This window comes from Niveispirillum sp. (assembly GCF_017996735.1).
Classification (GTDB): domain Bacteria; phylum Pseudomonadota; class Alphaproteobacteria; order Azospirillales; family Azospirillaceae; genus Niveispirillum.
In genome coordinates this window covers 1-15,951 of sequence record NZ_JAGOGJ010000037.1, presented here as the reverse complement: position 1 = coordinate 15,951, position 15,951 = coordinate 1, and the positions used below count along the sequence as shown (strand labels likewise).

Genomic DNA, 15,951 nt, shown 5'->3' with positions numbered 1-15,951 from the left:
CGGTTACTCCGCAGCGGTGGCGAAAGCGGCGGCGTCGGTCAGGCGCTGCCAGTGGTCGAGGTAACGAGCCTCCGCCCGGACCCATGTCATGGGGCGGATGATCGTGGTGTCGGGGTCGTGGGGCAGGCGGCGGGGCGGGATGTCCATCAGGTCGCGCATCTCCGTCGCCAGGGCGCGCATGTCCGCCGCCTTGATCAGGGCGGCATCGGGGCCGGGCAGGGGCCAGGACAGGCCCAGGGCGGCGTGAATGGCCTGATCCCAGGCCGCCTCCAGCCGGGCCAGCGCGTCGATGCCCGTCAGGTGGCGCAGGGCCGCCTTCAGGGGCGCGGTCGTGTCGCCCAGGATCGCCTCATGCGCGTCATGCAGCAGGCCGTGACGGCGCAGGCGCGCGGGCAGCAGGCTGGCCACCAGAACCGAGTGCTGGGCCACCGAATAAGGGATGGGCGTGCGGCCATTATAGCGGTTGATGCGGGCCAGGGTGGCAGCGATGAAACGGATATCGATGATGGCCGGATCCGGAGAGAGGATGTCCACGGCGCGGTCGGCATCGATCCAGATGGTGGTGGCGGTCATGGATGGGCACCCATTTCGACGGCGGCAAACAGGAAGATCAGGCCCAGCAGCGCCGCCAGCCCATAGGCGGCCAGGATGCGGCGCAGACGGAAGGGCGGGCGGTGGTGGGGCATGGTGGCTTCCCTTGGTCAGGCGGCGGGCGGCGGAAAGGCCGCGTCCAGGTCGACAGGCTCGCTGCCATGGGCGACGTAGACGCGCATGAATTCCTCCAGGCTGTCCTTGCCCTGCATGACCAGCAGCAGGTTGTTGGCCAGTTCATGCAGGCTGTAGGCCCGCATGCCGTCGCCGGCGTCGCGGGCGATTTCGGCGCCCTGGCGGATCAGGTTGATGACGTTGACCTTCATTCCTTGAAGCCCTTCAGGCTTTCATAGACGCGGATCATTGCCACCACATCGCCACTGGCCAGCGCCCGGGCGGCGGTATCCAGATCCTGCCGCATCATCGCGATGGCGATGGCGCCGGCATTGTGGGGCAGGTCCTGGTACAGCGGGATCAGGTCGCGGACGCGGGCTATTTCCCGGGGCAGGGCATCCCCCAGCGATTCAGCGGATGCGGGTGGCGACTGGTTCATGATTGGGGGCTCCTGGTTGTGGGGTGGGAGGGGCCGGATTGGGTACCGGGGCAATTTCAGCCGCCAAGCGGCGCGATCAGCTGCCGTCCCCGGTCAGCGCTCACCCTCACACTGCCCCAAGCCCCACCCGCCGGGCCGGGCAGGTAAGGGGCTGTGAGGAAAGAGCGGCGGGGCGGGTGAGGCCCCGCCGCCAAGGGCCGCCGGCGGGATGGCTGTCCGCCGGCGGTGGGGGAGGTGTCAGGCGGCCTTGGCGAAGGGGTTGCCGCTGATCAGGGTCAGGTCGGTGGCGGTGGAGACATCGGTGGCCGCCTTGATGATCGCGTCCTTCAGCATGCGGCGATGGTCCACCAGTTCGACCATCCACTTGATGCCGCCACCGGCGCGCCGGTAATAGAGGCGCACGGGCATCAGGTGCGACGGTTCACCGTCGAACACCGGGATGTCGATCAGGAACAGTTCCGGCACCTTCACCTTCTGGCCTTTCACCTGGGCCTCATGGTCCTCGCTGAATTCCAGGAAGTGGGTGCCGTCCTGAAGCCGGATCTGCTGCTTGCTGCTGGCGCTGGTGCGCACAGACATTTCGGTGGACAGCGTCAGCAGCTGCTGCTGCGTGCCGAAGCGCTTGGTTTCCAGCTTCTGCTGGCGGGTGCGGTATCCGGTGGGCAATTCGCCTTCTTCCCGTTGCAGGTCCAGGTCTTCCAGCGCGATGGGCCTGCCATCCTTGTCCGTGGGCTGGTGATCGTCCCGCAGGTTCAGCAGGGCGCAGATGCGGTCCACCTCCTCCTCCCGCACCAGCATCCAGTTGGCCGGCGGGTTGGAGATGTCGTTCTGCCGTTGCTGCAACAGCCAGGCGAAGGCTTCCTGATCCATCAATCCGGCCTTGGCCGCCCCGCGCCAGGCCTGCATTTCGTCCGACAGGGGGAATTTGTAGGTCGCGGTGTGGCGGCAATGGGCCGGGGCCGGCGGCAACCGTTCATCGGGCGTGACGTCGTCGCCGTCCAGGATAGTGCCGACGGCGTGGTAATCCACCACCAGCTTCAGCCAGGGCGCATCGGGGTTCGGGTCCACGAACAGGATACTGTCGTTCGTCTTGAACCGTTGGGCATAGGTGATCATGGCGTCGGTGCCGCCCAGCAGAGCGCTTTCGGCCAGAAAGCGCGGGCGGGGCAGGTACTTATCCAGGAAGGCCCCCAGATCCTGCACGTCGCGCTTTTCCGGCATGACCAGCAGGGTGGTGCTGCCCGGTACGGCCGGGATGGCGGGGATCAGTTCATTGTTGCCGTGCATTTCCTTCACGGCATTGATCAGGGCCGTCATGTCGGCCGGGGTCGGGTTCATTGTCGGATTCCTTGATGGTCAGGGTGATGGAGGGTGGATCAGCCGGCGGCGGTATTGCCGTGGGATGCCATGCCCTTGCCGCCGAACATTTCCCGCTGGCGCGGGTTCTTCGTGGTCAGGGTATTGTCGTCATCGACAAAGAATTCGGTCTTTGCCGGCGGCGTCTTTGGCAGTTTCAGTTCGTGGCCCAGGCTGACGGACACGCCCTTGCTGTGCGCCTCCATCGCCACCGTGATGACCAGACTGGCCTTGGCCTTTTCGCCATTGGCCTGCCGGTGCTGCATGTCATCGAGGGCCTTTTGCAGGCTTTCATTGATCCTGGCCTGTGTATCGCCATCGTCATGGATGTCGAGCAGGCGTCCGATCTGCCGGACCTGATAGGCGGGATCGCCCATGGAACACGCTCCTTTCGTTTGCCGCGTCAGGCGGCTGTGGGGGATGGCGGGTGGGGGCCGTTGGCCGGCGGGCCGGGGGGGATGTCCAGCACGATGCCCAGCACGCTGTTGCGCGTGCTTTGCGCGCAGCGGCGCAGGGAGGCGGGGCCGGGCGCGTGGGCGGTCCAGTCCAGCATCATCAGGCTGGCTTCCATCTGATGGCTGTCACCGCGCTGTAATGCCGCCCGCGCGGCCTGGGCATTGCGCCACAGGCTGTGCGCCAGGGCATGCAGGTTGGTGCCGGGGCGATGGTTCATGGCGTCCCCCAGGGGTCAATCGGTTCGGGCGTGCCGTCGGGCCGCCGGGGCAGGCCGCAGGTGCGGGTGCCGTCGGGATGTTCGACCTGCAACAGGCAGGGAGAGCGCGGTGGCGGCGGGCTGGTGCAGGAAGCCAGGAACAGGCCGGCGGCCAGGGCCAGCATGGCGATGGCAAGGATGGCGGGGGCGCGTTGCATCAGGCGGCCCCCCGTGCATCCTGCCGGCGGTCGACCAGTTCGGCGACCTGGGCCAGGGTCATGTCGGCGGCGTCTTCCCAATCGTCATCGGGGATGTCGATCTGGAACTGTTCCTCCAGCGCCATGGCCAGTTCGACCATGTCCAGGCTGTCGAGGTGGAAATCCTCCAGCAGCTTGGCGTCGGGTGATGGCTTGCTGTCCGGCGCGCCCAGGATGTCCAGGATCAGCGGATCCGCGCAGATGCGGTCGAAGGTGGTGCTCATAGCTGCACCGCCTGGGTCTTAGTTCGGATCGCCTGCCTGTCCAGCCGCTCGATCTCCGCCACAATGAGGGCGGCGGCCCGCACCAGAAGGGTCCGCGTGTTAATATCCCGCTTGTGGTTGCAGGGGCTCCGGCCGGCCAGTTCACGTGCGGCGGCGCTGATGTCCCTATCGGGAGGTCCATCAAACTGCGTCCATGCGGTAAGGGTGTATGCCGCTGCGCCTATGGCAAGATCGCCAAGGCAGAGATTGGCGTCATCATGGGCCGGACCGCCCCATTTCGTATCCTGGCGGGTCCGCTCGGCGGCGATATCCAGCAGGACGCGGCTTTTGGGCGGCAGGGTGTCGTCGTGATCGGCGGGCAACAGATCGCTGTCCATCACGCTGCCTCCGTCACGTCGATGCCGGAGGCCGCCAGTTCGGCCAGCGCGGCGCGTTTGGCGGCGGGGCCGTGGCGGGTGATGGTGGTGGCATCAAAGCCGGCCAGATGCAGATCGGCCTCCGTCGCGGTGTCGCGGGTGCGGTAGGCCTCCACCAGCACCGCCGCCATGGCGGGCACCACGAAGGCGGGCTTCAGGCTGGTGATCCGCACGGTGGCGCGGAAGGTGCCGCGCTGGGCGGGAAGGTGGCGGCGGGCGTTGCGGCGCAGGGTGCGCGGGATCGGCCCGTCAAAGGCGGCCTCCAGGGCCAGCAAACCATTGTGCATCGGAAATCCCCTGTTCAAACGCCCGAAGGGGGTGGGGCCGGCGCGGGTGTGGGGAGCGCCGGCCCCCGGTCGGGCGGTGACCGATCACCTCACCGCCTGCTTACGGGCGGCGGCTGGTGATGAGGGGACGGTAATGCGGAAAAAATTACTCGTCAACGAAAATGCGGAAAAATTTACGCACTCATCAAAAGTTTTTCGCAGTAGCATAACCCGGTAGGAGGACACGCGAAGAATAATCGTCACTGTTCAACCCTGTGGTTTCTCAGGGGAGGGTGGTGTGATTCAGGGTAATGATGAGCTGCTTGGGGATCGGATCAGCCGCTATCTGGCCAATGAAAGCCAGGGGCACCCGGTCAATATCAGCGTGCATGGGCACCGGACATCATTCCGGCTGGAACCCGTATTCCGCAAGGCCTTGCAGGACATAGCCGCCAGGGAGGAGATGAGTATTGAACACCTGTACGGCATCATTGATCAGGCGCGTGGCGACCATGCGCTGAGTGCGGCGTTGCGCCTGTTTGCCGTTTCATATTGGGGGCAGGTTTCAGGGCTTCTTGTCGGCCGGGGCTGGTGTCGGGACAGGGATCGCCTGGGGCGGTGATGCGGGGACCTGCACGATGATGGGCGGCGGCGCCGTGATAGTGACGGGCGTCGGTGGCGCTGCGTCGGGCTTGATCCAGGACAAGCCGCCGATGATCCCGCCGACCACAAGGCCCATGATGGCGAGACCGACAGCAAGGCCGCTCCACGTATTGGTTGTCAGATCCCGCTTGGTGGGAAGTGAAGTTAATGTCACTTGGATCTGGCCGAGCGCAGAACGAATGTCCCGCATATCCTGATGCAGGGTGGTTACGTCTCGTTCAAGGCGGTCGAGGCGGGCGTCGGTCATATCAGGAGGTTGGGGGCCACCTCCACCGCTGTCAAGGGGTGAGCCCAAGGGATTTGGGGCTGGTGGCTCTCGGCGACCTTGGAAAGTATGAACGCTTGCGGTCATTGCTGATCCTCAACCGGTGTTGATTTCATTCCAAGCTCGTCAAAGCAATCAGCCAATACTTGTTCAGTCTCCTTCGTTAAAAGATGGTTTGTTGCTAATTCACCTGCCAAATACAGAACAACTTTTTTTAGAATGTGGACATCATTGGCTACTTTATTCACATATTCCTGAAATCCTGCTGCATGCCGAATTGCGCGCTCTATGGGTGATTCCTCGCTCATTCTTCTTCCCTCACGCTCTGGATCACCAGTGCGGCGATGATTATGTCGTCTACGCCTGCCTGGCTGAAGGGGCCGGCATTGACCCGGCTGGGCAGGGCGTGTTGGTCGGTGGCAACAGGCAGTCCGTCGGACAGTACAATGGGCGCCTGGTGTTCCGGATCGTCGGAGCGCGGCCACAGGATATGGCGGCCCTGTTCGTCGCGCTGATATTCCTTTACCGTCGCTTCGAATTCACCATACCGATCGCGGCGCAGACAAATGACCTTGTCGCCGGGCTTTGGTGGGCGGGCGATATCAAAGAACCGGACGCAGATCAGGATCGTGCGTTCGGGATATAGCTTGTTCATGGAGTTGCCGCGCACTTCCAATGCAAAGCGCTCGGCATCTGCATATTTGGGGTGAGCGGGAACCGTAACGCCGTACCATGTGTCGGCTGGCCACTCGATGGCCTCTCGCCATTTCCCGGCCTGTACATAACCACGCACGGCGACCCTTGTCAGAGCTGTCGTTAAGGCAGGTACGGGGGGCGCGGATGTACCATGGTCGCCGCCATTCACGGCGCTGGTGAAAAAATCGACTGGTACCTCCAGCACTTTCGCCAGTGCCGCTAACCTTTCGATGCGCGGGGCATGCCCGTTGCGAATGCTGCGGATCGCGTCCACGTGCAATCCGGCCTTCAGGCATGCCTTTCGCTCGCTGAGATTCAGATCGCTCAGCCGCTCCTGAATTCGGGCGATTAGAAGTTCGTAAGTCATGCGTTCAATTATCCGCGCCATGAGGTGTCGCGTATCGCGTAAAATTTATGTTGACGATGCGTAATAATTTACGCATTCATGTCCACATGATGGATTATCGACAGCAGCTCTTGACCCTTGCAGCGGTCTATCGTGGCGCCACCGGACGGTCGGAGGCGCGCGTGGCGACCATCGTTCACAGCCAGGGTACCTTCTTCAACCGTATCCGGGCGGGCAAGGGCTGTTCGGTGGATACGTATCTGAAATTCAAAGAGTGGTTCGCCGCCAACTGGCCGCCCGCCACGCTCTGGCCGCAGGGCGTTGACCGGCCCGGCATCATGCCGGATGCGGCTGATCCTGCCGACACACAACCCGCAGACGCGGCATAGGAGGCATCATGATTGACCCGGCGGAAGTCAACCTTACGGACATGGTCTACCACCTCCGTGATGAGGTGAGGGCGCTGCGCGAGGAACTGCGCGCGAGCGGCGTGGCACCGGCATTGAGCGATGGCCTGAATTTCCCCTGGCCGACCCGTGGTGGAGCGTCCAGGGGTATGCCCCGCATTCAGGCCATCGACTTTCCGGGACCGGGCAGGGTCAAGCTCACGATCCACCCGGACGAGAAGGCAACGGAGCCAGGCCAATAAGTGTTTCGACCAACCCGTCAGTATAGCCGGTGGCGTTCGCTTCCGATTTTCGTGCCAGCGCGATGGAGCGGTCGTAAACCTCCCGGATATGAACTTGGGTGAGCACATTCTGCTCCACCAGCAAATGTAGAAGCTCGTTGAGAACCAGTAAATTCGCATGGTTGATCGCTTTGTAGTCGTCAAAGCCGTTGTCGTTAGACATGTAAAAATCCCCGATGGCGGTTGTGGTGATCCCATCGTGGGGGTGGTGGAGGGTGTGGTCAAGGCCGCGCCCTCCACCGTTCGGCTTCATCCCCCAGCCGCAGCAGTAACTGTGCCAGGGCGCGGGTGGCGGGGGCGGTGCTGTCGGTTAGCGCCTGGGCCCGGCGCAGCAGGTCGGCGGGGTCGGGTGGTTTGGGTGGGGTGGCTTGTCTGTCCATGTCTACCCGTATAACGCGCATCGTCCCCGGTTTCTTGTGATATCCAAATTGGAATTCATCTCATGACCAAGGCACGCCATCCGCTTTCCGTTGAACAAGCCCTGCATGAGGTGCTGGGCCTGCTGGGCACGGCAGAAGCCGGGGCGGTGACGGGGAAAAGCGCCACCATCCTGCGCAACTGGGCCGATCCGGACAATGATGCCTATCGGTTGCCCATGGAGGCGGCGATGGCGCTGGACCGGGCCTGCATCCTGGCCGGGCATGAGCGGGCGCCGCTGCTGCTGGCCTATCAGGCCGCCATCGGGCGGGTGCAGGCGAAGCGGCATGCGCCGGCGGCGCTGGCCCTGCGGCTGGTTGAACTGGCGCAGCGGCTGGGCGATGTGGCGGGCGAAATGCGGGCCGCCGTGTGCGTGCATGGCGACGGCGGGGCGGCGGTGACCGACCGCGAACTGGCGTCGGCGCTGGCTGATGTGCAGGCCATGCAGGCCGCCCTGGATGATCTGCAACGCGACCTGATCGCGGCGAATGCGAGGGCGGCGGGATGAAGATGCCGGCGGAACCCGATATCGACCTGACCGCGCCGCGTCCCGGCGCCAATGATGGCAAGGGGCGACTGGAACAGGTGCGCGAGCCGGTGGAGGGCGGGTTCCGCCTGGTCTGGCGCTGCATCTGTGGCGGCTGTGGCCGCGCCGAGGCGGCGACCCATAACACCCATGATGCGGCGATTGTGACCGCCAACCTGAAGCGTCGCGGGTGGCGCGGGTTCGGTAAAAGGATCCGGTGCCCGGCCTGTCTCGCCACCGCCCGCAAGCCCGCCACCCGTCCCCATCCAGTACCGGCATCGATGCCGGCTACTCCCGAGAGGCCAGTCATGTGCAGTGCGCCCGCCGACCTGATCAATGCCGCCCGCATCGGGCAGTATCTGGAAATCTACTGGCAGGACAATGCCGGCCGATACGACGATGGCTGGGATGATGGCCGTGTTGGCAAGGAACTGGGCGGCATCGCGCCCGACTTTGTCCGCCGGGTGCGGGAGGGGTTGGGCAAGGTGCCCAAGCGGCCGGCGGAGATTGTGGAGGCGGAGCGGCTTTGCGAGGAGATGAAGCTTTATTGCCAGTCAAAACTTGATGCCGCCCGTGCGGAGCTGGCGCGGGCCAATGCGTTCGTGAACGAGCATGAAGATGGCTTCAACAGGACGATGGAGCGGATAAGAGTTTTGTTGGACAAGGCCGAAGCCAAGGCCGGGAAGGTGGCGGCATGAGCCAGAACATCTCCACCGCCGTGATGGCGCGGCGGGTTGAGGCGCCGGACAGTCTGGATTATTTCCCCACCCCGCCCTGGGGCACGCGGGCCCTGATCGAGCGGGCGGACAGCCATACGTTCCTGGGCCTGGATCAGTTGACCGTATGGGAACCGGCGTGCGGGGAAGGGTGGATGGCCCGGCCGCTGGGTGAGTATTTCGGGCGGGTGGTGGCCACTGATTGTCATGATTATGGGGTCGGGTATCCCGTGCATGACTTCCTGATGCCGTATCTGCCTGAGGTCCTGCAGGACCGTCGCCCGCACTGGATCATCACCAATCCGCCCTTCAATGCCGCAGAGCAATTCGTTGCCCGCGCGCTGGATCTGGCGACCGATGGTGTTTCGATGTTGGTGCGGACCAGCTGGCTGGAGGGGATTGGCCGGTATGAGCGGCTGTTCAGCCGGACGCCACCCAGCCTGATTTCGCAGTTTGCCGAAAGGCTGCCCATGCATCGCGGGCAGGTGGATCCAGAGGGCGGGACCGCCACGGCCTATGTCTGGATCACCTGGCTGATCGGGTGGAAGGGTGAGCCGATCTTTACCTGGATACCGCCCTGTCGCGCGGATCTGGAGCGCGAGAGCGATTACCCGCCGGCAGCGCCCGTGATGGCGGCGGCGGGTCCCCTGGAAGCGATGATGATGGAGGGTTCCCGATGACGGGGCTGGAACGGTTGCGCGCCGTGCTGGCGCAGCATGGGCAGGCGCAGGGGGTGGGCCTGCTGGACGCGGCCATTGCCCTGTCGGGGCAGGTCGGGGAGCTGACGGTGCTGCGGGCGCTGGTCGATATGGCCGGTTATGCCGCCACCCTGTCCAGCCATGAGGCGCGGTGCGTGGTGATGGAGGCCATGGCCGATGGCGGGGTGATGATCGCCACCGCCGAACAGGCCATCCGCGCCGGCCAGACCGTGAGCCTGACGCCCGTGCCCGATTGGGCCGGGCGGGCGGCGGGGAGGGCGTGATGCAACGGCATGATCCGGATGTGATCCGGCGCGTAAAGAAGGCGGCGCCCCTGGCCCAGATTGTCGCGCGGCATGTGGATCTGTCGCCCGATGGCAGCGAACGGCAGGGGCGGTGCCGGCGGCCCGTGCCGGCCGTGGCGGGGGCCTGTGCATTCCGGCTGAACCTGGGCAGCGGGGAATGGATGTGCGGCAGCTGTGCCGGCAAGGGCGACATCCTGGATTTTGTCATGCTGTTCGACCGGGTGCCCTTTGCCCAGGCCCTGCACATCGTCGCCGATGCGGGCGGCGTGCGTCTGCCGGGTGCGGCGCCCGCATCGGGCAGCCTTCTGTGATGGGGGCGGCGATGGGCACGGCGACGCGACAGATGCACCGTGGATATCGGCCGCGCGGGTCCAGCGTGGGGCCGGTGGCGGATATCATGGTCGCAGCATCGCAATATGTCGCCCTGCCCGGCAACCAGGCGCGGGCCGATGATCTGCGCCGCGCCCTGGGCCGGGTGGAGCCGGGCCTGTCGCCCAAACTGGATGTCGTGATCGAGGCGGCGGGCGTGGCGCTGGACGCGCCCACGGATGCGGGGGCGCTGCGCGTCCTGCTTCTGGCCGCGCGGGATTTGAAGGGGGTGCGTCTGGCGCCCCCGGAACAGCAACGGTGGTGGGATCGATGAACCGCGACGAAAGACGCCTGCGGGCGGGGTTGGCGGCGAATGCCGGGTGGCGGGCGGGCCTGGAACTGGCGCTGCCGCCCCGGCTGTTCTACACGATTGTGGCAAGTTTCCTGGGCAATGAACATGCCGGGCCGGGGGAACGGGAACTGTTCGACGCGGCGGCACCGGTCCTGCGCGATGCCATTCACCAGGGGCTGGGTCCCCGGTTCATGGTGGCGGGCCGGGGCGGTTGGACGCCCCTGACCCTTCTGGGTGCCGTCAATGTGCATCTGTTGATGCCGTTTGAGAAGCTGGGCCGGGCCACGGTGATCAGCGCCGTCACGCATTTCGTCACGGCCCTGGATGCGGACGGCATCGTGCTTTTGCCGACAGGTGGGCCGGTACGCGGTGCGCTGGAAAAGGTGGTGGATGTCCTGAATGAGTATCCCGACATTGCAGAGGGGGTGGACCGCAGCGGGCGCAAGAATGCGCGGCGCATGCTGGCCGCCTGCCGCGACCTGGGTTTTTACCCCGCCGTGGCGGGGGAGGTGGCGGCATGAACCATTACTTCCTGACCGACAGTGTCTCCGGCGGCGGGCTCGATCTCCGCATCTGGTTTATGGGGCCATTCCAGGAATGGCTTCCCGCTGGACGAAAGATACTTCCAGGCATCCGGCCCCAATCGCAATATCTGTTCAATCTGAACCGGTCGAGCAGCAACGTAGATCAGGCCGGCGGCATTCCCATCGATCCACTCGCGAATGGCGAGACATACCCCTTCTTCGTTGAAAATCTTTTGGACGTGCAGGGTCCACGTCATCCACATTCGTTGACGTTCCCAGGCGTCTCGCGGTCTGGCGGGAGCGTGGAAGTGGTCGCCTTCGGAAAAGTCGAGGTAGGGCGGAAGGCCCCGCGACCATTTGCCATCGGCGGATGCCGGAAGGCGGACGATATCCAGTGCGGCGCGGAAGGCACTCGGAACGGCGAAGAACCATCCGACGGCCAAATTGTCCGCGCCGAACTGAACATCGATGTCGTCTTCTGTAACCCGCAATTGGTAGGCGCCAAGGCCGATCCAACGCGGCGGTTGTGGCAAACCGCGAGCGGTCAGTTCGCGGGCCAGGAAGTCGGCGATCTGCTGTTCATCGAAGATTTCGCCCGTCCGGTTGTCGATAGCCGACAGGGCCCGATGCAGATGCAGCGTCTTGGGCTTGCCGTGCGCTTCATCGTCACCTTGGACCCATCCCTTCATGGCGATGCGAGGCGTACCGGTGGCCGTGAGGTCCCATTCCAAGGTCTTCAGGGACATCTGCTGCCGGCGTCGGCGCCCGTCACGGTTGAGATAGTTAATGGTCAGGTCAAGCGGCAGTCTGACGGACCAGGACATGGGTCTTCCTTGTGCTTTCGGGGGCTGATGAAATCACCGCGTGGGTGTGGTGCCGTAGTTAAGCAGGTCCGGGCGGCTGGCCCGTTCGGCGATATGCGCCACCAGATCGGGCAACAGTTCCCCGGTATCCGCATCGGCTGCCTGCTCAATGCTGTAATGGTTGATATTTCGGCGTTCGATCCGGTTCCAGTCCAGAAAGTGAAGGACCAGGGTCAGCCACGATCCGCCGAAATCATCCCACATCGGCCGCGCTTCGCTCAATCGGACGCGATGCGGCCCAAAACTTCCGCGCTGTTCGTTCCTGAAGGTGAGCAGGAGGTGGATGTCGAGATTGCTGGCGCGCAACGACCCTGGGGATACCGCTTGTGGCGCCTGAAAACTGCCGCGGCGGCGGGGTCTGGGCGATGTGAACGTGCGGGGGCCGCCTTGCGGATGTGGGGCCAAGAGATGCGGATACATCTCCAGATGCGCGATGGGCGATGGAATGACGGCACCGGTCAGGACGTCGCGCATGCTGAGAATCTGGGAGGTGCGGAAGTCCCGCCTTTCCCCGCGCAGATGGCAGAAAGCTGTGAGATAGAGGTCGTTGGGTTCCGGCGCGCTGGCATGGATGGTGATCCGGCGGGCGGTCACTTCGCCATCGCCGGCTTTATATTCGATGTCGAAGGTCGGGTGATCGCTTGTTGGACCGGTCATGATTGCCACCCTGTTGTTGTTGGCGGCACGGTATCAGCCAAGGGCGTGTGGTCGAAGATGTCGTACGGGCCGAACGAGGCAAAAGGCCGCGCCCGTGATCCGCGCGACACCATGCGGGTGTGTGCAGGGGTGATTTTCTTGACCCGTATCGGCGGTCGGCGTAGCGTCGGCGTTGGAGCACCCTTGGCCGTGGAAAGCCGGGGGACGGAGGCTCTGGACATAGCGGACCGCCGCTCGCACGCATTCGCGCTGCGGCTTTTTTTGCGCCCGGATTCCGTCCGGGCAACGCCCCTATGGCGGGGCGCCGGCGAATACAAGACCCGAAAGGGGAATAAGCCGGGGTCTGACTGTGTCCAGGCTTCCAACGCTCCCGCCACCAGGGCGGCCGTGGAAAGCAACCCTGTTGGCGTGGGTCAACCATGCTCGACACAGGAGCTTTTCATGGCCGACGCTGCCACCCCCGCGACGATTCCGTCTGCGCTGAACCTTTCCGACCTGAATACGACCGTGAACCATGAACCGCGCGTGAGCCATGTCCGGCTGGCGCAGGTGTTGGGCGTTGCAGACGCCCGCGCTATTCTGCGCTTGATTGAGCGTAATCGAGCGGAGTTGGAGCGGTATGGTTCAATTTCGGTCACCGTGACCGAAAATACCGACGCCATTGGCCGTGGCCGTCCCGGCAAGACCTACTGGCTGAACGAACCGCAGGCCCTGCTGGTCTGCATCCGCAGCGACGCGCCGCAGGCGCCGGCCGTGCGGCAATCGCTGATCCAGGTCTATATGGACTGGCGGCGCGGGCAGTTGGCGCCCGCCGCCACCGACATGGACGGGCGGCCCCTGGCCCTGACCGAACCGGAGATCATGGCGGCCCTGGCGTTTCGCCGGGCCGTGCAGAAACAGGCGGATGCCGAGATCGCCCGCCTGCGCCGCGACGTCGGTACCGCCCTGTCATCGGCCCTGGACCGGGCCATCATCGGCGAATTCCAGCGGCGGGAGGGGTTGGTATGAGTCTGCATTCCCTTTGCATCCGTGCCAGCGACAGCATGACCTGGGAACGCCATACCATCATCACCCTGGATGGCGTGGCGCTGGCGGGCGTGGTGGCGGCCGATGAAGCGGCCGGCGCCGTGGAATGCCATGTCGATGACGGGCGCGGCGGCTGGCGGTTGACCGATGACGGCCGGGGGTTTCGGGTCCAGACCCTGCGCGGGCGGGTGGTGATCGGCCTGCGGGCCGGGGCGCCGAAATGGGCCTGGGCCCTTTACTGGATGGCGCGGCTGGGCCGGGAGGGTGTGGCATGACGGATCCGCGCGATCATCCCTGCATGGCGCCCGGGTGCGACCAATGGGGCGGGCATGGCTTTGCCGTGGGCAAGGACAGGCCCCTGATCTGGTATTGCGGGCAGCATAAGGCGATCGGTGCGGCGCGCACCGCGCCCGCCATGGTGGAGCCGATGGCGGAGGGGGCGGAACCGGTTCCGCCTTCACGCGGGCAGAGGAGGCTGTTCTGATGGTCGGGATGCCGCGCGGCGACCCGGCGGACGGGATTGCCACCGAACATGTGATCTGGGCCGTCATGTCCCGGCTGTCGCCGTTGGATGTGCTGGTCAGTTTCAGGATGCCCGTGCCGCTGCATGGCGGCACGGATTGGGAATTCGTGCGCCGGTCGCTGGCCTGCCGCTGGCGGCGGCTGCCGGAGCGCGATGGGGAGTAGGACACCATGGGCGCCAATGCCACCAAGAACCCGTCCTGTGTGTGGTTCTGGGATGATCATGAGAATGACCCTGCGCTGCGGCTGGTGTCGCTGGCGGCGCAGGGGCTGTGGATGCGCATGCAGTGCGTGGCCGCTCGGGCCAAGCCTGCCGGGTACATCGTGTTGGGACTGGAGCCGTGCACTGTTGATGACCTTCCGGGGCGGCTGGCGCCGCTGGTCGGTGTCGACAAAGAGACGGTGATGGATCTGATCCGGGAACTGCGGGAGGCAGGGGTTTTTAGCGTCACACGGAGCCGCATCGCCTATTCACGGCGGATGTTGAGGGCGGGAAACCTGTCGGAAGTGCGGGCCAGGGCGGGGCGGAATGGTGCCGCCGTAACCAACGGACGTAAAAGGGATAATTCGGGTTTGCCGCAGCAAAATGACGGCAAGGACGGCGGCAAGGGTGCGGCAAGTGGTACGCGACCTCAATCTTCATTCTTCAAAGAACCCCTAAATCCCCTTGCAGGGAATGAGGGGGAAAAGGGTGCGGGACTGCCCGCCGTGATCGCCGGCATCACGGTGGGGGAGCTACGCACCAAGGCTGCGGTGCTGGTCAAGGGAGGGCCTGGGTCGGAGACGACGGCGCGGGGGCTGGGCGATGCGGTGATCCGGGAGATGGTCAGGCATGGGCTGCTGCTGCCGGAGGTGGCGCAGCGGTACGGGGTGAAGGTGCCCAGGACCGCATAGGCGGTGCGGTGGTGGCCGGGTCAATGCTCGGCAGGCAGGTGCGGCGGGACGGTTCGGAAGGGACGGTAGGCGATGCGCGACGTGACGATGGTCTGGCTTCTGGAATGGGCGTACAGGGTGCAGCTGGTGCTGGAGGCTGCTGACCAGGGCATGACCCAGGCGGAGCGGTGGGAGCGCGGGCTGTCTGGTCCGGCCTGTGCGCTGGGGGCTGGGCCGCGTGTGGATGGCGGGGCGCAGGGTGGTGCGGCGCGCTGTCATGGCGACGCAGAGGCGGTGCATGCGGCGGTATGGGCGCGGACCAGCGGGCTGGCGCGCGGGCTGGTGCTGCGCCATGCCAGGACGGGCGGGCAGCCGGACTGGTGTCCGGGGGCGGAGGTGCGGCGGGTGGTGGTGTGCAAGCCCAACGGGAGGCCGGAGCGGGTCTATGACGCAAACCGGAACTTTGTCGGTGTGAAGACACGGGATGCGGTCTTTCAGGGGGTGGTCGATACGGGGCTGTGCCCGGATGGGTTGGCGCTGGCGCGGGATAGCTGGGTGCTGTGGGCGGATGCGGTGCATCGGCTGACGCTGCATGACTGGCGCCTATCGGAGCATCGGGTGGTGGGCGCAGGGGTGGCGCTGCGGCCCTGGGAAGGGGCGGCGCATGAAGCCGCTTGACAAGGGTACGAAAATTCGTTGACAGTGTGCACGTCGCGTAGACCGCCCGTAGGAGGTGGTCAGATGCGAGATCGTCTTTCAGGGGCCCGCGGCACAGCCGGCGGGCCCTTTGTCGTTTTCGGGGTTTCGTTCATGCCGTGGTCTCCGCCCAAGCCCTGCGCCCATCCGGGTTGCGGGGCGCTGGTGCATTCACGCTACTGTGCCGCCCATCAGCGGGCGGAACGGGCTGCGTCGGATGCGCGGCGTCCGTCGGCGCGGGAGCGGGGGTACGGGTCAAAATGGGAGCGGGCGCGGGCCGAGTTCCTGGCCTGCAACCCGTGGTGCGTGCGCTGCAAGGAGGCCGGGCGTCAGGTCCAGGCCAGCCATGTCGATCACATCACCCCGCACCGGGGTGATGACCGGCTGTTCTGGTCGCGGTCGAACTGGCAGGCGCTGTGCAGGCCCTGCCACTCGTCCAAGACGGCGGCAGAGGACGGAGGCTTCGGTCACCGTCGTCGGCCCGCCCCCTGACC

Annotated in this window: 33 protein-coding genes; 16 read left to right on the top strand and 17 right to left on the bottom strand. The window is 65.3% G+C overall.

The window, feature by feature from the left end:
- Window positions 1-3 precede the first annotated feature (3 nt).
- From KBA48_RS13810 to KBA48_RS13765, 10 genes are all read right to left on the bottom strand, one after another.
- Window positions 4-573, bottom strand: coding sequence for a hypothetical protein (locus KBA48_RS13810; protein WP_292907272.1), 570 nt, complete (start codon window positions 571-573; stop codon window positions 4-6).
- 128 nt (window positions 574-701) lie between these two features.
- The gene (locus KBA48_RS13805) at window positions 702-917 is read right to left on the bottom strand and encodes a hypothetical protein (protein ID WP_292907270.1); all 216 of its coding nucleotides are present in this window, start codon (window positions 915-917) and stop codon (window positions 702-704) included.
- Window positions 914-1,144: a hypothetical protein gene (locus KBA48_RS13800; protein WP_292907268.1), complete on the bottom strand. Its 231-nt coding sequence runs from the start codon at window positions 1,142-1,144 to the stop codon at window positions 914-916. The genes KBA48_RS13805 and KBA48_RS13800 overlap by 4 nt, the downstream gene beginning before the upstream one ends.
- 237 nt (window positions 1,145-1,381) lie before the next feature.
- Complete coding sequence (locus KBA48_RS13795) at window positions 1,382-2,482, bottom strand: DUF2303 family protein (protein WP_292907266.1); 1,101 nt, start codon at window positions 2,480-2,482, stop codon at window positions 1,382-1,384.
- A gap of 38 nt (window positions 2,483-2,520) precedes the next feature.
- Window positions 2,521-2,877, bottom strand: coding sequence for a hypothetical protein (locus KBA48_RS13790; protein WP_292907264.1), 357 nt, complete (start codon window positions 2,875-2,877; stop codon window positions 2,521-2,523).
- Between the two features lie 26 nt (window positions 2,878-2,903).
- Window positions 2,904-3,173 (bottom strand): hypothetical protein, encoded by a 270-nt coding sequence (locus KBA48_RS13785; protein ID WP_292907262.1) that lies wholly within the window; start codon window positions 3,171-3,173, stop codon window positions 2,904-2,906.
- Entirely contained in the window at window positions 3,170-3,370 is a 201-nt protein-coding gene (locus KBA48_RS13780) for a hypothetical protein (protein WP_292907260.1), read from the bottom strand. The genes KBA48_RS13785 and KBA48_RS13780 overlap by 4 nt, the downstream gene beginning before the upstream one ends.
- Complete coding sequence (locus tag KBA48_RS13775; RefSeq protein ID WP_292907258.1) at window positions 3,370-3,633, bottom strand: acyl carrier protein; 264 nt, start codon at window positions 3,631-3,633, stop codon at window positions 3,370-3,372. Before KBA48_RS13775 ends, KBA48_RS13780 begins: the two co-directional genes overlap by 1 nt.
- The gene (locus KBA48_RS13770) at window positions 3,630-4,010 is read right to left on the bottom strand and encodes a hypothetical protein (RefSeq protein ID WP_292907256.1); all 381 of its coding nucleotides are present in this window, start codon (window positions 4,008-4,010) and stop codon (window positions 3,630-3,632) included. The genes KBA48_RS13775 and KBA48_RS13770 overlap by 4 nt, the downstream gene beginning before the upstream one ends.
- Window positions 4,010-4,336, bottom strand: coding sequence for a hypothetical protein (locus KBA48_RS13765; RefSeq protein ID WP_292907254.1), 327 nt, complete (start codon window positions 4,334-4,336; stop codon window positions 4,010-4,012). Before KBA48_RS13765 ends, KBA48_RS13770 begins: the two co-directional genes overlap by 1 nt.
- A 277-nt stretch (window positions 4,337-4,613) precedes the next feature.
- Between KBA48_RS13765 and KBA48_RS33030 the strand changes: the two genes are divergently transcribed.
- Window positions 4,614-4,937, top strand: a complete 324-nt coding sequence (locus KBA48_RS33030; RefSeq protein WP_367273836.1) for a ribbon-helix-helix domain-containing protein — start codon at window positions 4,614-4,616, stop codon at window positions 4,935-4,937.
- Here KBA48_RS33030 and KBA48_RS13760 read toward each other — a convergent pair.
- From KBA48_RS13760 to KBA48_RS13750, 3 genes are all read right to left on the bottom strand, one after another.
- Window positions 4,881-5,225 (bottom strand): hypothetical protein, encoded by a 345-nt coding sequence (locus KBA48_RS13760; protein WP_292907252.1) that lies wholly within the window; start codon window positions 5,223-5,225, stop codon window positions 4,881-4,883. The genes KBA48_RS33030 and KBA48_RS13760 overlap by 57 nt on opposite strands.
- A gap of 101 nt (window positions 5,226-5,326) precedes the next feature.
- The gene (locus KBA48_RS13755; protein ID WP_292907250.1) at window positions 5,327-5,551 is read right to left on the bottom strand and encodes a hypothetical protein; all 225 of its coding nucleotides are present in this window, start codon (window positions 5,549-5,551) and stop codon (window positions 5,327-5,329) included.
- On the bottom strand, window positions 5,548-6,306 hold the full coding sequence (locus tag KBA48_RS13750) for a LexA family transcriptional regulator (RefSeq protein WP_292907248.1): 759 nt from the start codon (window positions 6,304-6,306) through the stop codon (window positions 5,548-5,550). The genes KBA48_RS13755 and KBA48_RS13750 overlap by 4 nt, the downstream gene beginning before the upstream one ends.
- An 86-nt stretch (window positions 6,307-6,392) precedes the next feature.
- Between KBA48_RS13750 and KBA48_RS13745 the strand changes: the two genes are divergently transcribed.
- A complete protein-coding gene (locus KBA48_RS13745) occupies window positions 6,393-6,674 on the top strand; it encodes a hypothetical protein (RefSeq protein ID WP_292907246.1) in 282 nt (93 codons plus the stop codon).
- Window positions 6,675-6,890: 216 nt separating this feature from the next.
- On the opposite strand, the gene KBA48_RS13740 is transcribed toward KBA48_RS13745, so the two are convergent.
- Window positions 6,891-7,136, bottom strand: coding sequence for a hypothetical protein (locus KBA48_RS13740; RefSeq protein ID WP_292907244.1), 246 nt, complete (start codon window positions 7,134-7,136; stop codon window positions 6,891-6,893).
- A 58-nt stretch (window positions 7,137-7,194) separates the two neighbouring features.
- Complete coding sequence (locus tag KBA48_RS13735; protein WP_292907242.1) at window positions 7,195-7,353, bottom strand: hypothetical protein; 159 nt, start codon at window positions 7,351-7,353, stop codon at window positions 7,195-7,197.
- Between the two features lie 62 nt (window positions 7,354-7,415).
- Between KBA48_RS13735 and KBA48_RS13730 the strand changes: the two genes are divergently transcribed.
- Genes KBA48_RS13730 through KBA48_RS13700 form a run of 7 tightly spaced genes read left to right on the top strand, consistent with a single transcriptional unit; the run spans window position 7,416 to window position 10,817 of the window.
- Window positions 7,416-7,898 (top strand): phage regulatory CII family protein, encoded by a 483-nt coding sequence (locus KBA48_RS13730; protein ID WP_292907240.1) that lies wholly within the window; start codon window positions 7,416-7,418, stop codon window positions 7,896-7,898.
- Entirely contained in the window at window positions 7,895-8,614 is a 720-nt protein-coding gene (locus KBA48_RS13725; protein ID WP_292907239.1) for a hypothetical protein, read from the top strand. Before KBA48_RS13730 ends, KBA48_RS13725 begins: the two co-directional genes overlap by 4 nt.
- Window positions 8,611-9,312, top strand: coding sequence for an SAM-dependent DNA methyltransferase (locus KBA48_RS13720; RefSeq protein ID WP_292907237.1), 702 nt, complete (start codon window positions 8,611-8,613; stop codon window positions 9,310-9,312). Before KBA48_RS13725 ends, KBA48_RS13720 begins: the two co-directional genes overlap by 4 nt.
- On the top strand, window positions 9,309-9,614 hold the full coding sequence (locus KBA48_RS13715; RefSeq protein WP_292907235.1) for a hypothetical protein: 306 nt from the start codon (window positions 9,309-9,311) through the stop codon (window positions 9,612-9,614). The genes KBA48_RS13720 and KBA48_RS13715 overlap by 4 nt, the downstream gene beginning before the upstream one ends.
- On the top strand, window positions 9,614-9,946 hold the full coding sequence (locus KBA48_RS13710) for a CHC2 zinc finger domain-containing protein (protein WP_292907233.1): 333 nt from the start codon (window positions 9,614-9,616) through the stop codon (window positions 9,944-9,946). The genes KBA48_RS13715 and KBA48_RS13710 overlap by 1 nt, the downstream gene beginning before the upstream one ends.
- 11 nt (window positions 9,947-9,957) lie before the next feature.
- The gene (locus tag KBA48_RS13705; RefSeq protein ID WP_292907231.1) at window positions 9,958-10,278 is read left to right on the top strand and encodes a hypothetical protein; all 321 of its coding nucleotides are present in this window, start codon (window positions 9,958-9,960) and stop codon (window positions 10,276-10,278) included.
- Window positions 10,275-10,817: a hypothetical protein gene (locus tag KBA48_RS13700; protein WP_292907229.1), complete on the top strand. Its 543-nt coding sequence runs from the start codon at window positions 10,275-10,277 to the stop codon at window positions 10,815-10,817. Before KBA48_RS13705 ends, KBA48_RS13700 begins: the two co-directional genes overlap by 4 nt.
- Here KBA48_RS13700 and KBA48_RS13695 read toward each other — a convergent pair.
- Window positions 10,784-11,644 carry a hypothetical protein gene (locus KBA48_RS13695; protein WP_292907227.1) on the bottom strand — a complete coding sequence of 287 codons (861 nt, stop codon included), beginning with the start codon at window positions 11,642-11,644 and terminating at the stop codon, window positions 10,784-10,786. The genes KBA48_RS13700 and KBA48_RS13695 overlap by 34 nt on opposite strands.
- 33 nt (window positions 11,645-11,677) lie before the next feature.
- A complete protein-coding gene (locus KBA48_RS13690; protein ID WP_292907225.1) occupies window positions 11,678-12,349 on the bottom strand; it encodes a hypothetical protein in 672 nt (223 codons plus the stop codon).
- A 432-nt stretch (window positions 12,350-12,781) separates the two neighbouring features.
- Between KBA48_RS13690 and KBA48_RS13685 the strand changes: the two genes are divergently transcribed.
- The 7 genes from KBA48_RS13685 (at window position 12,782) to KBA48_RS13655 (ending at window position 15,949) form a co-directional block, all read left to right on the top strand.
- Window positions 12,782-13,348, top strand: a complete 567-nt coding sequence (locus KBA48_RS13685) for a hypothetical protein (RefSeq protein WP_292907223.1) — start codon at window positions 12,782-12,784, stop codon at window positions 13,346-13,348.
- Window positions 13,345-13,641 (top strand): hypothetical protein, encoded by a 297-nt coding sequence (locus tag KBA48_RS13680; protein ID WP_292907221.1) that lies wholly within the window; start codon window positions 13,345-13,347, stop codon window positions 13,639-13,641. Before KBA48_RS13685 ends, KBA48_RS13680 begins: the two co-directional genes overlap by 4 nt.
- Window positions 13,638-13,850: a hypothetical protein gene (locus KBA48_RS13675; RefSeq protein ID WP_292907219.1), complete on the top strand. Its 213-nt coding sequence runs from the start codon at window positions 13,638-13,640 to the stop codon at window positions 13,848-13,850. Before KBA48_RS13680 ends, KBA48_RS13675 begins: the two co-directional genes overlap by 4 nt.
- Window positions 13,850-14,053: a hypothetical protein gene (locus KBA48_RS13670; RefSeq protein WP_292907217.1), complete on the top strand. Its 204-nt coding sequence runs from the start codon at window positions 13,850-13,852 to the stop codon at window positions 14,051-14,053. Before KBA48_RS13675 ends, KBA48_RS13670 begins: the two co-directional genes overlap by 1 nt.
- A 6-nt stretch (window positions 14,054-14,059) precedes the next feature.
- The gene (locus KBA48_RS13665) at window positions 14,060-14,782 is read left to right on the top strand and encodes a hypothetical protein (protein ID WP_292907215.1); all 723 of its coding nucleotides are present in this window, start codon (window positions 14,060-14,062) and stop codon (window positions 14,780-14,782) included.
- 72 nt (window positions 14,783-14,854) lie between these two features.
- A complete protein-coding gene (locus tag KBA48_RS13660; RefSeq protein WP_292907213.1) occupies window positions 14,855-15,439 on the top strand; it encodes a hypothetical protein in 585 nt (194 codons plus the stop codon).
- 132 nt (window positions 15,440-15,571) lie between these two features.
- Complete coding sequence (locus tag KBA48_RS13655) at window positions 15,572-15,949, top strand: HNH endonuclease (protein ID WP_292907211.1); 378 nt, start codon at window positions 15,572-15,574, stop codon at window positions 15,947-15,949.
- Window positions 15,950-15,951 lie beyond the last annotated feature (2 nt).

What these genes read in the sequence shown, in the direction of transcription:
- KBA48_RS13810 (WP_292907272.1), bottom strand. Translation starts at nt 573, where the DNA reads ATGACCGCCACCACCATCTGGATCGATGCCGACCGCGCCGTGGACATC.
- KBA48_RS13805 (WP_292907270.1), bottom strand. Translation starts at nt 917, where the DNA reads ATGAAGGTCAACGTCATCAACCTGATCCGCCAGGGCGCCGAAATCGCC.
- KBA48_RS13800 (WP_292907268.1), bottom strand. Translation starts at nt 1,144, where the DNA reads ATGAACCAGTCGCCACCCGCATCCGCTGAATCGCTGGGGGATGCCCTG.
- KBA48_RS13795 (WP_292907266.1), bottom strand. Translation starts at nt 2,482, where the DNA reads ATGAACCCGACCCCGGCCGACATGACGGCCCTGATCAATGCCGTGAAG.
- KBA48_RS13790 (WP_292907264.1), bottom strand. Translation starts at nt 2,877, where the DNA reads ATGGGCGATCCCGCCTATCAGGTCCGGCAGATCGGACGCCTGCTCGAC.
- KBA48_RS13785 (WP_292907262.1), bottom strand. Translation starts at nt 3,173, where the DNA reads ATGAACCATCGCCCCGGCACCAACCTGCATGCCCTGGCGCACAGCCTG.
- KBA48_RS13780 (WP_292907260.1), bottom strand. Translation starts at nt 3,370, where the DNA reads ATGCAACGCGCCCCCGCCATCCTTGCCATCGCCATGCTGGCCCTGGCC.
- KBA48_RS13775 (WP_292907258.1), bottom strand. Translation starts at nt 3,633, where the DNA reads ATGAGCACCACCTTCGACCGCATCTGCGCGGATCCGCTGATCCTGGAC.
- KBA48_RS13770 (WP_292907256.1), bottom strand. Translation starts at nt 4,010, where the DNA reads ATGGACAGCGATCTGTTGCCCGCCGATCACGACGACACCCTGCCGCCC.
- KBA48_RS13765 (WP_292907254.1), bottom strand. Translation starts at nt 4,336, where the DNA reads ATGCACAATGGTTTGCTGGCCCTGGAGGCCGCCTTTGACGGGCCGATC.
- KBA48_RS13760 (WP_292907252.1), bottom strand. Translation starts at nt 5,225, where the DNA reads ATGACCGACGCCCGCCTCGACCGCCTTGAACGAGACGTAACCACCCTG.
- KBA48_RS13755 (WP_292907250.1), bottom strand. Translation starts at nt 5,551, where the DNA reads ATGAGCGAGGAATCACCCATAGAGCGCGCAATTCGGCATGCAGCAGGA.
- KBA48_RS13750 (WP_292907248.1), bottom strand. Translation starts at nt 6,306, where the DNA reads ATGACTTACGAACTTCTAATCGCCCGAATTCAGGAGCGGCTGAGCGAT.
- KBA48_RS13745 (WP_292907246.1), top strand. Translation starts at nt 6,393, where the DNA reads ATGATGGATTATCGACAGCAGCTCTTGACCCTTGCAGCGGTCTATCGT.
- KBA48_RS13740 (WP_292907244.1), bottom strand. Translation starts at nt 7,136, where the DNA reads ATGTCTAACGACAACGGCTTTGACGACTACAAAGCGATCAACCATGCG.
- KBA48_RS13735 (WP_292907242.1), bottom strand. Translation starts at nt 7,353, where the DNA reads ATGGACAGACAAGCCACCCCACCCAAACCACCCGACCCCGCCGACCTG.
- KBA48_RS13730 (WP_292907240.1), top strand. Translation starts at nt 7,416, where the DNA reads ATGACCAAGGCACGCCATCCGCTTTCCGTTGAACAAGCCCTGCATGAG.
- KBA48_RS13725 (WP_292907239.1), top strand. Translation starts at nt 7,895, where the DNA reads ATGAAGATGCCGGCGGAACCCGATATCGACCTGACCGCGCCGCGTCCC.
- KBA48_RS13720 (WP_292907237.1), top strand. Translation starts at nt 8,611, where the DNA reads ATGAGCCAGAACATCTCCACCGCCGTGATGGCGCGGCGGGTTGAGGCG.
- KBA48_RS13715 (WP_292907235.1), top strand. Translation starts at nt 9,309, where the DNA reads ATGACGGGGCTGGAACGGTTGCGCGCCGTGCTGGCGCAGCATGGGCAG.
- KBA48_RS13710 (WP_292907233.1), top strand. Translation starts at nt 9,614, where the DNA reads ATGCAACGGCATGATCCGGATGTGATCCGGCGCGTAAAGAAGGCGGCG.
- KBA48_RS13705 (WP_292907231.1), top strand. Translation starts at nt 9,958, where the DNA reads ATGGGCACGGCGACGCGACAGATGCACCGTGGATATCGGCCGCGCGGG.
- KBA48_RS13700 (WP_292907229.1), top strand. Translation starts at nt 10,275, where the DNA reads ATGAACCGCGACGAAAGACGCCTGCGGGCGGGGTTGGCGGCGAATGCC.
- KBA48_RS13695 (WP_292907227.1), bottom strand. Translation starts at nt 11,644, where the DNA reads ATGTCCTGGTCCGTCAGACTGCCGCTTGACCTGACCATTAACTATCTC.
- KBA48_RS13685 (WP_292907223.1), top strand. Translation starts at nt 12,782, where the DNA reads ATGGCCGACGCTGCCACCCCCGCGACGATTCCGTCTGCGCTGAACCTT.
- KBA48_RS13680 (WP_292907221.1), top strand. Translation starts at nt 13,345, where the DNA reads ATGAGTCTGCATTCCCTTTGCATCCGTGCCAGCGACAGCATGACCTGG.
- KBA48_RS13675 (WP_292907219.1), top strand. Translation starts at nt 13,638, where the DNA reads ATGACGGATCCGCGCGATCATCCCTGCATGGCGCCCGGGTGCGACCAA.
- KBA48_RS13670 (WP_292907217.1), top strand. Translation starts at nt 13,850, where the DNA reads ATGGTCGGGATGCCGCGCGGCGACCCGGCGGACGGGATTGCCACCGAA.
- KBA48_RS13665 (WP_292907215.1), top strand. Translation starts at nt 14,060, where the DNA reads ATGGGCGCCAATGCCACCAAGAACCCGTCCTGTGTGTGGTTCTGGGAT.
- KBA48_RS13660 (WP_292907213.1), top strand. Translation starts at nt 14,855, where the DNA reads ATGCGCGACGTGACGATGGTCTGGCTTCTGGAATGGGCGTACAGGGTG.
- KBA48_RS13655 (WP_292907211.1), top strand. Translation starts at nt 15,572, where the DNA reads ATGCCGTGGTCTCCGCCCAAGCCCTGCGCCCATCCGGGTTGCGGGGCG.